General features: G+C 37.9%; 11 protein-coding genes and 1 pseudogene. 4 read left to right on the top strand and 8 right to left on the bottom strand.

Annotated elements, in window-relative coordinates:
• The first annotated feature begins 18 nt into the window (after window positions 1-18).
• Window positions 19-474: a DUF1801 domain-containing protein gene (locus KIK00_RS11240; protein WP_255816627.1), complete on the top strand. Its 456-nt coding sequence runs from the start codon at window positions 19-21 to the stop codon at window positions 472-474.
• A gap of 200 nt (window positions 475-674) precedes the next feature.
• On the opposite strand, the gene KIK00_RS11235 is transcribed toward KIK00_RS11240, so the two are convergent.
• From KIK00_RS11235 to KIK00_RS11220, 4 genes and pseudogenes are all read right to left on the bottom strand, one after another.
• A complete protein-coding gene (locus KIK00_RS11235) occupies window positions 675-1940 on the bottom strand; it encodes a TolC family protein (RefSeq protein ID WP_255816626.1) in 1266 nt (421 codons plus the stop codon).
• Window positions 1930-5025, bottom strand: a complete 3096-nt coding sequence (locus KIK00_RS11230) for an efflux RND transporter permease subunit (protein ID WP_255816625.1) — start codon at window positions 5023-5025, stop codon at window positions 1930-1932. Before KIK00_RS11230 ends, KIK00_RS11235 begins: the two co-directional genes overlap by 11 nt.
• Before the next feature lie 98 nt (window positions 5026-5123).
• Complete coding sequence (locus KIK00_RS11225; RefSeq protein WP_255816624.1) at window positions 5124-6224, bottom strand: efflux RND transporter periplasmic adaptor subunit; 1101 nt, start codon at window positions 6222-6224, stop codon at window positions 5124-5126.
• A gap of 106 nt (window positions 6225-6330) precedes the next feature.
• Window positions 6331-6711, bottom strand: a pseudogene (locus KIK00_RS11220) (MgtC/SapB family protein); the annotation flags it as partial.
• Window positions 6712-7116: 405 nt separating this feature from the next.
• Between KIK00_RS11220 and KIK00_RS11215 the strand changes: the two are divergent.
• Window positions 7117-7968 carry a DMT family transporter gene (locus KIK00_RS11215; protein WP_255816622.1) on the top strand — a complete coding sequence of 284 codons (852 nt, stop codon included), beginning with the start codon at window positions 7117-7119 and terminating at the stop codon, window positions 7966-7968.
• A gap of 11 nt (window positions 7969-7979) precedes the next feature.
• Here the strand turns inward: KIK00_RS11215 and KIK00_RS11210 are convergent, their stop codons facing one another.
• Entirely contained in the window at window positions 7980-9341 is a 1362-nt protein-coding gene (locus tag KIK00_RS11210) for an ATP-binding protein (protein WP_255816621.1), read from the bottom strand.
• A 28-nt stretch (window positions 9342-9369) separates the two neighbouring features.
• Window positions 9370-10074, bottom strand: coding sequence for a response regulator transcription factor (locus KIK00_RS11205; RefSeq protein WP_255816620.1), 705 nt, complete (start codon window positions 10072-10074; stop codon window positions 9370-9372).
• A 101-nt stretch (window positions 10075-10175) separates the two neighbouring features.
• Here KIK00_RS11205 and KIK00_RS11200 point away from each other — a divergent pair, with 101 nt between their 5' ends.
• Together KIK00_RS11200 and KIK00_RS11195 are read left to right on the top strand one after the other, a co-directional pair.
• The gene (locus tag KIK00_RS11200) at window positions 10176-10850 is read left to right on the top strand and encodes a YiiX/YebB-like N1pC/P60 family cysteine hydrolase (RefSeq protein ID WP_255816619.1); all 675 of its coding nucleotides are present in this window, start codon (window positions 10176-10178) and stop codon (window positions 10848-10850) included.
• Window positions 10851-11007: 157 nt separating this feature from the next.
• A complete protein-coding gene (locus tag KIK00_RS11195) occupies window positions 11008-11319 on the top strand; it encodes an NIL domain-containing protein (RefSeq protein ID WP_255816618.1) in 312 nt (103 codons plus the stop codon).
• 148 nt (window positions 11320-11467) lie between these two features.
• Here KIK00_RS11195 and murA read toward each other — a convergent pair whose 3' ends face one another.
• A complete protein-coding gene (gene murA, locus KIK00_RS11190) occupies window positions 11468-12775 on the bottom strand; it encodes a UDP-N-acetylglucosamine 1-carboxyvinyltransferase (RefSeq protein ID WP_047378939.1) in 1308 nt (435 codons plus the stop codon).
• The gene (locus KIK00_RS11185; RefSeq protein ID WP_255816617.1) at window positions 12775-13443 is read right to left on the bottom strand and encodes a DUF4290 domain-containing protein; all 669 of its coding nucleotides are present in this window, start codon (window positions 13441-13443) and stop codon (window positions 12775-12777) included. Before KIK00_RS11185 ends, murA begins: the two co-directional genes overlap by 1 nt.
• Window positions 13444-13452: the final 9 nt, after the last annotated feature.

The following is a 13452-nucleotide window of genomic DNA, read 5'->3' as shown; positions in this document are numbered from 1 at the left end:
TTTAGAAAAAATTAAAAAATGCAGATTCATTCAGTTTCTATAGAAGATTATATCTCAAAAATTCCTGAAGAAAGACAGGAAGCGTTTAAAAAACTTTTTGATACAGTGAATGACAATCTTCCTAAAGGTTTTGAAGAAGCCACGAATTATGGAATGATAGGCTGGGTGGTTCCATTGGCAACATTTCCTGCCGGATATCATTGTGCTCCCGGAACACCGCTGCCATTTATTAATCTTGCTTCCCAGAAGAATTTTATAGCACTTTATCATATGGGACTTTATTCAAAGCCTGAACTTCTCGACTGGTTTGTTGGGGAATATCCAAAATATTCCAAAAAGAAACTGGATATGGGTAAATCCTGTATCCGTTTCAAAAAAGTGGATGATATTCCTTTTGAACTGATTGCTGAACTGAGCCAGAAAATGACTCCTGATGATTGGATCGGAATTTACGAATCTCAGTATAAGAAATAAAAAAAGCTCTGAAATCTATCTGATTTCAGAGCTTTTTTTATGCTGGGAGCTGGAAGAATTGAAGCAGGAAGTAATATTTGTGTTTTTAGAATTACTAGGTGTCATTTGATAGGTATTTAATATTAAAAAGGTTAATAAAATGATCATATATTTACTCTTCAACTTCCAGAAACCTCCATCTCCCAGCTTCCCTCTTCCAACTAAAAATGAATATCCCAGATCCCTGCTTTCCTTTCAAGCTCAATTAAAGCAACTGCATTATCTGCAAGAGCCTGATAGTAATCTTTTCTTACATTGTTATAAGTTCTCTGGGCATTCAGAACTTCAAGGATAGAGCTTTCACCTCTTTTATAGCTGTATGTAATCCCTTCCAGAATGCTTTGTGCTTCTGACAGCATTCCATTATGGAATTGTCTGAGTTGTTTTTGTGTCGCTGTATATTGCTGATAAGCCTGCATTACTTCCGCCTTTATGCCTTGTTCAATCTGTTTGTATTCAACCTTAGCCTGGGAATGCACCATTTCTGCTATTTTCAATCCTGCATTTCTTCTGTTGGAAAATTTCAGAGGAATGCTAATACCCATTTTTACAGCATTTACGGTTGGGGAAGGGGCGATTTCATTGGTGGCTTCTGTGTGCCGTTCTGCTCCGGCGCTGATACCTAAATCTATCATACGATTGGCTTTTTCCAAATTGATCTGACTTTTGGCAACTTCTGTATTTTGTTTGGCTGCCAGTAAATCTGCTCTCTCGTTCAATGCCTGAAGAATCAGATCATCAATACTGAAATCCCTGTTAAAGGCATTGAAATCTCCTGCAACATCTCTTCCTGTTATTTTACTGTCTCCAAGAAATACTGATAAACTGGTGAGAGACTGTTCTTCTGCACTTTCAGCCTGATATACTTCATTAAGCAAAGAAGCTGCTTCCAACTTACTCTGTTTGGACGTGACTAATGATATAGTCCCCAATTTGTAGCGGATACTGTCGGATTTTGCCAACTGCTGCATATTTTTATAAGAATCCTGCTGTACTTCAAGCAAAGCTTTGGATTTTAGAGCATCAATATATCCTAAACTGGCATCTGCACGGAGATTCCTGAAAAAATCCTGTAATTGTATTTTGTTCAACTCTGATTGGTTTCTGGCGAGATTAACCCTGGCTTTTCTTTTGCCGCCAAGCTCAAGCGTCCAGCTGATGGAAGCACCGTAGACATACCCCATATCTTTACGCACTCCGTTGTTGGTGGTTTCCATTTCCAGTTGAGGATCAGGAAACATATTGGCAGTCTGGATGGAAGCTTCAGCTATACTTACATTGTATTTCTGAGAGGCGTACCCAAGATTTTTATTTCCGACAAGGCTCAGGTATTCTTCAAATTGTAAAAGTTCTTTTTCCTGTGCCTTCATACCTGTTATATTCAACAATACTACAGATAATATGATAATATGAACTTTAATTTTCATCTGATTCCAAATTTTGTTTTTCGTTGCGATATTCAGCCATAAAATAAATAGCCGGCAGCACGAATAGTGTTAAAATAGTAGAGAACATCAGTCCATAGACAATTACTGTTGCCAGTGGACGTTGTACATCCGAACCGATTCCTGTGGCCAATGATGCTGGGAATAATCCTATTACGGCAACCGTTGCGGTCATTAGAACAGGTCTGAAACGGTCTTTTGCACCTTTGATGGCAGCCTGTTTCAGCTCATATCCTTTTTTACGCAGATCATTGATATGAGAAATCATAATGACTCCGTTCTGGATAGCAACTCCGAAGAGTGCAATAAATCCTACTGCAGAAGACACATTCAGAGACATTCCTCTTATATTGAGTGCCAGCATTCCACCAAATAAAGCCAGTGGAACAATAGACATCAGAACCAAAGCCTGTCTGAAATCTCCGAATGCACCATACAATAACAGAAACATAATTGCCAATGCCAGCGGAACAATAAATGCTAACCTTGAATAAGCCCTGTTTTGATTTTCAAACTGTCCACCCCATTTGATCTGATACTTCTCATGATCGTATTTGATGTCTTTTTCAATTTTATCCTGTGCATTTTTTAGGAAAGAAGAAAGATCAGTACCTCTTAAATTCAGTTTTACGGTAAGATGGCGTTTGTTCATTTCTCTGGTAATGGTACTTTCACCGGTACTCAATTTTACTTCTGCAACCTGAGATAGAGGAATTTTCGCTCCGGAAGCTGAGGTCAGCATCAGATTTCCGATTTTATCAGGAGTGTCTCGGCTGTCTTCTGTATAGCGGCATGAAATGTCATACACTTTATTGCCGATAAAGATCTGGGAAATAGCTTTTCCTCCTAATGCCACTTCAATAAGGTCAGCTACATCTGCTACATTCAGTCCATACTGAGCGATTTTGTCTCTGTCTGCAATAATCTGCAGCTGAGGTAATGGAGGCTCCTGATCAATGGCAAGGTCTGCTGAACCCGGAATTGTGTTTAAAGTAGACAATATATTTTCGGCAATTCTTCTTGTCTCTTTAAAATCTTCTCCATAAACCTTAACTACCAATTCACTGTGAGCTCCTGAGATTTTATCCATTACCCCGTCAATCATTGGCTGTGAAAAACCTACGGTGAATCCTGGCATATCTTTATAATCTGCAACGAGTTCTTTGATGAGGTCTGCTTTTGTTTTTCCTGCCGGCCATTCGCTGTAAGGCTTTATTCCGACAGAAACTTCAAAGTGGGAAGCTGTCCATGGATCTGTACCGTCATCGTTCCGTCCTGCCTGTATCATCATATAAGTAATTTCAGGACGTTTCAAGGTACGGGCACGCAGTGTATCACTCATTTCTTTTGATTTGGCTAAAGAAATTCCCGGTGGCAGCTGTACCTGAAGCCATATAGAACCTTCATCCAGCTCGGGAAGGAAATCTTTTCCTACATTATAAGAGAGAATCCCGGTAGAAACTAAGACAATCATAATAGGAATAATAACTCTTTTAGGTGTCTGCATTATTTTTTCAATGCTCTTTCCATAGGCTGTGCTTAGTTTTTCAAGCCATTTATTGTGATAGATCTTCTGTGGTTTGCGATAGATCACATAAGCCAATCCAGGGATCAGAAGCAATGCTACAGCGAGGGCTCCCAATAGAGCGTATCCTACAGTAAAAGCCATGGGGGTAAATAATTTTTTCTCTACTCTTTCAAAAGCAAACAATGGCAGATAAGCGGTAATAATGATAATGGTTGAAAAGAAAATAGGCTTTGCCACTTCAATCACTCTCTGGGTAATCGTTTTTTCTTCTAGTGCTTCTTCCGAATTTTCTTCTCTTTTCTTCAGAATGGTTTCCAGCATGACGATGGCTCCGTCTACAATGATTCCAAAATCAATGGCTCCCAATGAAAGAAGGTTGGCCGGAATATTCGTAAAATGCATTAATATAAAAGCAAATAACAATGAAAGCGGAATGGTAATAGCCACTAATAATGCTCCCCGCCAGCTTCCAAGAAATACAATCAGTACAATAATAACCAATACAATTCCTTCGGTAAGGGTATGAGAAACTGTAGTAAGAGTTGTTTTTACAAGGTCTGTTCTGTCCAAAAAAGGATGGATTTTTACTCCGGTAGGAAGCGTTTCGTTATTCAGCTCTTCTATAGCTTCATGAACTCCTTCCAGCACTTGTGAAGGATTTTGTCCTCTTAATAAAAGTACAATTCCTTCTACACTTTCAGAATAATTACGTTTTCGGTCTGTGTAGCCGAGAATTCCTTTTCTTTCCAGGTTTCCGTATTTCAATGTTCCTACGTCATTCAAAAAAACAGGAACGCCATTTTGGGTTTTGACTACAATTTTTCCAAGATCGTTTAAGTCTTTTACCAAACCTATTCCGCGGATGACATAAGCGAGGTTTCCGCGGGGAAGCATACTCCCTCCGGCACTCATATTGTTTTTGGAGATCGTTTCTGTAACTTCTGACAGGGAAAGTCCATATTGTTCAAGTTTATGCGGATCCAGCTCGATCTGAAACTGCGTCGTAATTCCCCCGAAATTGGTAACATCAGCAATTCCCGAAACCTGTTTGATTCGTGGAATAATCACAAATTTTTGTAAATCTGTAAGTTCCCGGAGGCTGTGGTTGTTACTTTCGATAATATAACGATAGACTTCGCCAATGGGAGAGGTAAGAGGATCTAATCCGGGTTGTGCACCATAAGGAAGTTCCGCATCCGTCAGTCTTTCCTGAATTCGCTGTCTTGCCCAGTAATCGTCTATCCCATCATCGAAAACCATTGTAATAATGGACAGTCCGAAGGTACTTTTGCTTCGCATCACATGCATTCCCGGAAGTCCGTTCAGAGATCTCTCCAAAGGAATGGTGATTTGCTGTTCCACTTCTTCAGCGGCCAGTCCCGGGACCTGTGTTACCACCTGTGAGGTTACATCAGCAATGTCAGGATAAGCTTCTATGGATAGTCTGGTCCAGGAATAATATCCGAAGAATCCCAGTAAAAGAAAGAGAGCAAGCATGAGCCATCTCTTCTGTATAGAGATTGTTAATAATTTCTTCATAGTTCTTGATTTGTGTACAAAGTAAAAAGTAGGATGTACTAAGTATTGACTTTAAATAATACCAGGCATTTCACTCTCTTTACTATGTACATTTTAGATTATTTTGCATCCAGCATATAAATTCCTCCTTCAGTCATGATGGTCTCTCCGGGTTTTAAGCCGGAAATGATTCTTACTGTTTTCTGATCGGTTTCTCCCGTTGTCACAGAACGCTTTGTATATTGGCTCCTGCCTGTTTTTACCCATACATACTGGGAATTGTCCTGTTGCATCAATGCGGTTACGGGAAGCATAACAGTTTTTTCAGGAGTTGTTGAGAAGTTAACTGTAGCGTACATGCCCGGTTTTAATTTTCTGTCCGGATTATCGCATTCAATAAGAACTTTAATACTTCGGGTATCTTCGTCTACAATTTCATTGATGTGATATACTTTTCCGGTAATATTTCTGTCCGGATATGCACTTACTTTTACAGAAACCTGATCTCCGGGATGAACAAAGCGGATGTCTTTTTCCTTTACGTCACCGGAAATCCATACTTTGGATAATTCTGCAATGATCATTACCGGATCAGCATCTCCTTTCAGATATTGGCCGTTTACAATTTTGTTGGTAATGATTTCTCCGCTGATGGGAGCTCTTACAATAAGAGGACTTCCTATACTTCCGCCTTTACTGTTATAGACTTTCAAGGCAGAAGAAGCATTGGAGAGGGATGTTTTTTTATTTTTAAAATCGGTTTCCGCTTCATCCAGCTCCTTTTGAATACCAACCCCATGTTTTACGAGATCCTGCTGGCGTCTGTAGTTTTTGTCGGCAAGCTGTACATCATTCAGGGCGTCCGTATAATCCTTTTGAACCGAAAAATAATCTGAAGAAAGGATTTCAAAAAGAGGACTTCCGGCAGAAACATTTTGGCCAAGCTGAATAAATGATTTTGTAATTCTTCCGGAAAAAGGACTGGCAATTTCTGCATAATGATTAGGAATAGCCTGAATAGTTCCTGCTGAAATGACACCATCACTGTGTTCCTGCTCGGTTACAACCTGGGTTTTAATTTTCTTGAAAACGGGATTGTTTTCCGGAACGGTGACCTTGTTGCCATTTATCATTATTTCCGGTTCTTTGTTTTGTTGAGATGTATTGTCTTTACAGGAGGCTGCAAAGAGAATAATACTACTTAAGATTATCTTTTTCATGATCTTAATACAATTGAGTGCTATTGCTGATTTTTATTTTTTCGTTGTTGTTTTTCTTGGTACTGAACCGTTTTTTGCTCCTTGCTTCTTTCTGAGAAGATAATGAGGGTCTCAGGAATATATTGGTAGTGACAATGAAAAGAACTGTGATGAGGGCTTCTAAAGGATATCCCAAAGCACATAATGCACCTATGGCTGCAGAGCACCATAATGTGGCTGCCGTATTCAATCCTCTTACGGTAAGACCGTCTTTCATGATAACGCCGCCGCCCAGGAAACCGATTCCGCTGACAATATAAGAGGTGATTCTTCCGGCTGCATCGCCACCGATTCTGATGGCAATTAACACAAATGCTGCAGACCCGATACAAACCAAAGTGTTGGTTCTGAGACCTGCATTTTTTTGTCGCCACTGTCTCTCGAAACCTATACCGGCTCCCAGACAGAATGCAGTCAGTAAACGAAGGGTAAATTCAAATGTATTCATAACTTTTCCTGTTTTTTATAAAGCTTTTCAGCTGTACGGGAAAAGTGAGTACAACTAAAGCTTTTAAGATTGATAATTACTGTAAGGATCTGAGTCCATATGCTTTATTTTTTTTACAGTGCAAAAGTAGAAATGCCTGCCTTTTTTTACCGTTAGAAAAGCTTTAGAATGTTATTAGAAAATCATTAGAGAAAATATCTTCCTTTTTTTAAGCTGATGTTACAAGAAATATTATTCTTTAGATCCTATTAATAAGTGTCAACTGTACCCATTGTAAGAGATAAAATTTCAATACATTTGGAGCAGGTTTTTGTATGATGAATTTTACGATTTATCATACAAAATAAGAGTTTGTTTAGTCCCGGAAACTTCCTTCCAAAATCTTTTGAATTATATATTTTAGAAATGAAAAAATCAAACTTAGCGATACCAGCTACGCTTTTAGCGATTATCTGTGTGCAGGGAGGAGCCTCCATTGCAAAACAGCTATTTCCCGCTATCGGAGCTATAGGTACGGTTACTTTAAGAATTGTACTTTCTGCTGTTTTGCTTACTTTGATTAACCGTCCGAAATTTTTACAATTTAACAGACAGAAATGGAAATATTGTGCGATATACGGAATAGGTTTGGCAGCAATGAATCTTATTTTCTATATGGCGATTCAAAGAATTCCGCTAGGGCTGGCGGTTACTGTAGAGTTTGCGGGACCTTTATTTCTTGCATTGGCATTGTCCCGTAAACTGTTGGATGTCGTATGGGCATTATTGGCATGTGTGGGAATCCTGTTGATTGTTCCGTGGCAGAATGATCATGTTGATTTGATAGGGCTTGGACTTGCCTTTCTGGCAGGTATGTTCTGGGCTGTTTATATCATAATGGGTGGAAAGGTTTCGAAAATAATGGATGGAAAAGATGCCGTAACTACCGGGATGATATTTGCGAGTATGGTGATTATTCCTTTTACAATATGGGATGGCGCGGTTTTCAATCTTACCCCGACTATTTTTGTGAAAGGGTTGGGTGTAGCTATTCTATCGAGTGCTTTGCCATTTTCGTTAGAGATAATGGCTTTGAAAAAACTTCCTGCAAAAACTTTCAGTATTCTGATGAGCCTGGAACCTGCATTTGCTGCGCTTTCAGGATTGGTTTTTCTTGCTGAAGAATTATCTTTTTTACAGTGGATTTCTATTGCCTGTGTAATTGCGGCCAGTATTGGAACTACTGTTTTCAATAAGAAATCTCTTTCTCATGAGTAAAGAATGAGAAGTTAAATGATATCAAATATGACAGTAAAAACAGTCTCATTATGATCTGATACCACTGTGATTTTTGCGTGGTGAAGGAGAATAATTTTCTCAGTAAGGAAAAGACCTATTCCGTGTCCTTTCTCCTGTCTGGATGTTTCGCTTCTGTAAAAAGGTTTGAAAATATGTTCCAAATCTTTTTTAGGAATTATGTTTCCTGTATTGGCAAAACTAATCAAAAGAATCTTGGAATTGGTTCTGACATCTATAGAACAAATGTGTTCTGGCGAATATTTACAGGCATTATCAATAAGATTGTTAAAGGCCACCTGCAAAAGATATTCGTTCCCCTGGATGATAAGCTGATGCTCTTCCACGGAATCTTCTATGTTCAGAGAAACTTTATATCCTGAATTTTCCTTTGTGATTTTGGTGTAAGATTCCAAAAGAACTTCGTCAAGACGAACTTCGGAAAAGCTGATCTCGTTAGAATCATAGCTTGCTTTGGCGAGGTCCATTAAGCTATTGGAAAGCTTTACCATATTTCGTGCATCTTCCAGTGCATATTGGATGGTTTCCTGATATTCTGCTTTGGTTTTATCTTTTTCAGAAGCCAGTTCCAGTTCAGTAATAATGGCAGATAGAGGCGTTCTCAGTTCGTGTGAAATATTGGATACAAAATGTTTTTGTGAATCAAAAGAGTTCTCAAGTCTTTCCAGCATTCCATTGAAGCTCCGGGCAAGTTCATTAAGCTCATCTTTTTCCTTCGTTGTTTTCAGACGTAACTGTAATTTCCCGGCTGTGATTTTTTTAATCTGAGTGACCATTTCACTCAATGGGTTTAATGCTTTTTTGGAAAGAAATATTCCTGCCAGGTAAATCAATATTAAAATACTGAAGAACGAGATAATGCTGATGGTGAGAAGATGAGTGAGATATTCATATCCATATTGATCGTAAGCTGCAGCAGTTACCGCGTAAGTTTTTCCCTCATAATGATATACCATTCCGATCACCTGCAAATCGTTTAAAAAGAAATTGATTCTCTTTTCCCGGAATATCTGCGAAAGCATTTCCGGGGTTTCCTTTACATAATCTACTTTGGCATCGTCATGATAGACCAGTTGTTTATTAGCATCATAAATGGCGACCTGAACTTCATTAAGTGTTCTGGTATTGTTTTTATAAAGCTTGTGCATTTCCTGCTCCGGCAGTGAACTTCGGAAAAATAAATCTGCTTTGGCAATCGCTTCGTTCTGAAGTTCGCTGTAAAAAGACTTTTCTCTTGCTTCTTTGGATGAATAATAAATCGAAATGCTGTAAGCACTTAAAAGCATTGCAGTGATTAAGGTAAAAAGCAGCGTAAGTCTGGTTCTTATTTTCATCCGGATATTTTTTAGTTCATCTTAACGATTACTGTACAATGCCTGATTCGTAGTCTTTCTTCAGAATAAATCCCATACCGGCTTTGGTGTGGATAAGTTTGGCTTCAAAATCTTTATCAATCTTTTTTCGGAGATAATTAATGTATACATCAATAAAATTGGTTCCCGTGTCAAAGTGGGTTTCCCATACTTTCTCCGCAATTTCACTTCGGGAAAGAACTTTTTCAGAATTTTCCAGCATGAATTTTAAGAGATTAAATTCTTTCGGAGTCAGCTTTATCGGAGTATGATCCCTGCTCACTGTTTTCTGCTCCAGATTCATTTCAATTCCTTCATATTTAAGAACGGAAACTTTTTGCAGTCTCTGTTGTGAAAAACGTTTCAGGAGTACTCTAATCCTTGCTGTCAGCTCGCGCATTTCAAAGGGTTTGGTGAGATAATCATCAGCCCCGGCATCAAATCCTTCCAGTTTGTCATCAGTAGTTCCCAGCGCGGTCAGCATGATTACAGGAAGATTTGGTTGTAATGCTTTGATTTCATTACAAAATTCAAGGCCGTTTTTTTTAGGCAGGACAATATCTGTGACTATCAGATCAAAATCTTTCTGCAAAGCCAGTTTCAAACCTGTGATTCCGTCATAAGCTATAGTTACCTCAAATTCAGCTTCCTGAAATCCTTTTGCAATCAGTTTTGAAAGCCTGTCATCGTCTTCAACTAATAAAATATGTGGCATAAGAATCTTGAAAATGTTTGGGTTGGTGTGAAGAATAGATCAATATCTCCACAAATGTAATGAATTCTATTTTGTAATTTTGGCACTGAAAGTATAATAGAATGTCTGAATTTAAAATATTTTTTAGCAAAAGAATCAAAGAAATTATTGTTGTAGGAATTTTGTCCTTTTTAATGATTTTATTGGTTCAGTGTAATCACGCTTATCCAAGTAATGTACAATTCAAAAACGGAGATCTTCTTTTTGTTACGGCCAAAGAATCCGGGCTTTCCGGAGCGATCAATAATGTCACTCAAAAACAAAAGGCAGCTTCATTTGATCATATAGGAATTTTGGAAAAAAAAGGTAACCGTATATTTGTTCTACATGCTGCTCCCAAAGGCGGTTCTCAGAAACAGAATCTAAAAGACTTTATCAAAGATCAGAAAGAAGATGGGCAGGAAGTAATTGTTTACCGATTAAAACCGGAATATCAGAAAGCAATTCCTGAAGCAGTTAAAAAAGCAAATTCTATGCTTGGAAAGCCTTACAACTTCAATTATATTCTGGATGAAAATTCATATTACTGTTCTGATTTTGTAGAAAGAGCTTTTCGGGCAGAAAATATTTTCAAATTGGAACCCATGACGTTTATTGATCCAAAAACAGGTAAAACAAATACATTCTGGGAAGAATTTTATACCAAGAAAAATCTCAAAGTCCCTGAAGGAGCGCCTGGTTGTAATCCTAATGGACTTGCTGGTTCTGAGAAATTGGACAGAATAAATAAACTTTAAAAGAGAGAGAAGCTGATAAGGCTTCTTTTTTTATGTTAAATTTTAAAAAATATTAGTCCACTAATTTGGTGGACTAATATTTTTTTATATTTTTGTCACAGATTTAAGTGCAGAACGCAATATGATCTGATAATGTTTAACCCAAAAATGTTTAGCAATGATTACACCTAATCCCGGCCTGCAGGTTTTGCAAAATAAAATAAACCTGCCTAAAAAAGAATTGTTACTGGAAATAGAGTTGAATGGCAAAATGAAATTTGAACATTTGATGAATACGATCTATAATCAATTAGGCATCTGTCATAAAGTGTTATCTGCTAACGTAGAGTATGTGAACGGATATAGTTTTGGTTCAGTACAGTTATATATTAATGTCAATTCAGATGATTTTCAGCAGCTTGAAATCTATCTGAATAAAAATAAACTTATCAATACGACGGTAGAATATACCTGCAGAACATATTTTTAAGTGAGATTCATATAGTTTTAATTACCCAAAGTGTCTGGTTCTTTTACCGGGCACTTTTTATTTTGCATTAAAAGCAGATGATAAGAAATAATCAAATAAAAAAAGCGCTTAGAATACTCTGAACGCTTTTGTATTAAATAGAATAATTTTAAATTCTTTCGATATCGGCACCAATTGCTCTAAGTCTTCCATCGATATTCTCATATCCTCTGTCGATTTGCTCGATATTGTGGATAATAGATTTTCCTTCTGCTGAAAGTGCTGCAATAAGAAGAGCATTTCCGGCTCTAATATCCGGAGAAACCATCGTTGTACCTCTTAGCGGAGCTTCCTGGTTCAATCCGATTACAGTAGCTCTGTGTGGATCACATAAAATGATCTGAGCTCCCATGTCAATTAATTTATCAACAAAGAATAATCTGGATTCAAACATTTTCTGATGAACCAGAATACTTCCTTTCGCCTGAGTGGCAACCACTAAAATAATAGATAATAAATCCGGGGTAAATCCTGGCCAGGGAGCATCCGAAATAGTAAGGATAGACCCGTCAATAAATTTCTGGATTTTATAATGTTCCTGAGCAGGAATATAGATATCATCACCACTTTGCTCAAGTTCGATTCCTAATTTTCTGAATGTATTCGGGATGACACCAAGCTGGTTCCAGTTTACATTTTTGATGGTGATTTCAGATTTTGTCATTGCCGCAAGACCAATCCACGATCCTATTTCTACCATATCCGGAAGCATTGTATGCTCAGTTCCTCTCAGATAATCTACTCCTTCAATGGTAAGAAGGTTTGATCCGATTCCTGAGATATTGGCTCCCATTCTGTTCAGCATTTTGCATAATTGCTGAAGATAAGGTTCGCAGGCCGCGTTGTAGATTCTTGTTTTTCCTTTTGCCAAAGCTGCTGCCATTACAATGTTGGCTGTTCCGGTTACAGAAGCTTCTTCCAATAAGATGAATTTTCCTCTCAGTTCTTTAGCTTTTAAAGAATAGAAATATTCCTCTTCATCATAATTGAATTCAGCACCGAGTTCAACAAGCCCCTGGAAGTGGGTATCCAGTCTTCTTCTTCCGATTTTGTCGCCTCCCGGAGTCGGCATATAAGCTTCTCCGTAACGGGCAAGCATTGGGCCCATAAGCATAATAGATCCACGTAATTTTGCTCCGTCTTTTTTGAACTCGTTAGATTTTATGTAATCAAAATTTACCTGATCAGCCTTGAAAGTATAATCTCCCTGTCCGTTTTTAGTAATTTTTACTCCAAAATCTCCAAGAATTTCAATCAGTCTGTTAACATCGTGAATATCAGGGATATTTTTGATTCTTACCTCTTCGTCCGTAAGGAGTACCGCACATAAAATTTGTAGAGCCTCATTCTTGGCTCCTTGTGGAGTTATTTCGCCCTGCAGTTTTTTTCCTCCTCTTATTTGAAATGTTCCACTCATTATTTTCTGTTTTTATGATTGTTATTGTGCCTCCTCTTGTTAGGCTGGTTGCTGTTGCTGTTTTTATTACTGTTGCTATTCCTGTTGTTATTGTTATTATTCCTGTTGTTGTTACTGGTGTAATAGATTTTACTTTTTTCGAGAGAATCTATTCCGGTAAGATCAAGCCTGTTTTCAGACAGTTCTTTCAAGTGGCGGAAAATAACATCATCCGTCACATGTTCTTTATTATAGACATTATAAGATTTCTTCATATTGTTGGCAATTACCTCGATAAGGGCTTCTTTTTCATCACCCGTTTCAAGTTCAATTGCTTTTTCTATCAATTGAAGAATACTTTTTCCGTAAAACTTAAAGTCACCTTGAAGTTTTGGATATTCCATTCTTTTAGGTTTTTCTGCCAATTGTTCCGGAGTAGGGAACGGATATGGAGATTCTACATCCAGATCGTGATTAGCAAGAATAAAAAGATGGTCCCAAAGTTTATGTTTATAATTTTCCTCGTCGCGAAGTTGTGGGTTTCTCTGACCCATAAAATCGATGATTGCCATAGCCATTTCATTCCTTTCCTCTTTGGTAGGAAGTTCTTTGCAACGCTCAACCAACTGTTGTATAATTCTGCCGTATTCCGGCATATGAAGCTGAGTTTTTTGGGTATTGTATTCCATAGTATGCAA

It is taken from the genome of Chryseobacterium sp. MA9 (assembly GCF_024399315.1).
In the GTDB taxonomy this organism is placed as follows: Bacteria; Bacteroidota; Bacteroidia; order Flavobacteriales; family Weeksellaceae; genus Chryseobacterium.
This window is presented reverse-complemented; position numbering and strand designations above follow the sequence as displayed.